The following is an 881-nucleotide window of genomic DNA, read 5'->3' as shown; positions in this document are numbered from 1 at the left end:
AAGCGGCGCCCGGTGACTGGAACGGCCGAGATGGGCGCCAAGCCGAACAGCCGGTTTTGCGCCCATTGGCAATTCGGCATGACGCAGTCTGGCCGAGAGCGGCCTGTCCACTTCGGAGAAGGTGTGCTGGAAAAGCAGACTGCCTCTCATCGACCCAGTTCAGCCATGCGGACCACCGTCGGGGTTTCCCGACAGCCGACATTGTTCGTCCGTCTGGCGCTGGGCGCTTGGGGCGGCGTCCCACCGCGTTGGTTTGGTCGAGGGATACACAATACGGGCCGGCGCAGAGGTGCCGTAGAATAAACCAGCCGCCTCCTGGCGTCGTGCCGTCCCTCGGTTCTGGTCTGTCGCTTTGTGGTGCGGTAGCAGCCCTTGAGCGGGAGTTTAGGATGCTGATGCAATCCATCCTTGGGATGACACGGCGGCGCTGGCAGGCGGAGCGGGCATTCGAAGGGCACACGAAAGAAAGTCTTCGACGTAAGCTTCAGAGCCCAGCCGTGCGCGATGCCGTAAAAGAGCAGGTGCGCCAGGAGCTGGCCCGGCGCGAGCGCTGAGGACGATCGCTTCGAGCAAGGTCCGACACAGTCTGAACCGCTCGCACAGCACGCAGCACAAGGAACGCTGACGAACCCGTGGCCTGACCGGCCGGCTTTGGACCTGCGGCGCGGTCAGACGAACGCGGAGCAGGTCGTGCTCGAGCGGCGCCAGATCGCGGTGCAGACCGCCCAGGGCAAGAGTTGGGCCCTTGCAGGCAGGGAGGCGGAGATCTCCGGGCAGAGTTACTACCGCTGGCGCACGGAATGCGGTGGTCTGAAGCTCGATCAGGCCAGGAAGACGAACGATCTTGAGCGTGAGAGCGCTGGCTTGCGGCGGCTTGTGGC

General features: G+C 64.6%; 2 protein-coding genes. Both read left to right on the top strand.

What is annotated here, in order from left to right:
• Nucleotides 1-389: 389 nt before the first annotated feature.
• A complete protein-coding gene (locus tag MKK75_RS00855; protein WP_244040744.1) occupies nucleotides 390-554 on the top strand; it encodes a hypothetical protein in 165 nt (54 codons plus the stop codon).
• Between the two features lie 103 nt (nucleotides 555-657).
• Nucleotides 658-881, top strand: a 224-nt coding sequence (locus MKK75_RS00850) for a transposase (RefSeq protein WP_244040745.1), incomplete at its 3' end; no start/stop codon positions are given.

Origin of the sequence: Methylobacterium sp. J-030, assembly GCF_022829545.1 — a bacterium.
GTDB lineage: Bacteria > Pseudomonadota > Alphaproteobacteria > Rhizobiales > Beijerinckiaceae > Methylobacterium.
This window is presented reverse-complemented; position numbering and strand designations above follow the sequence as displayed.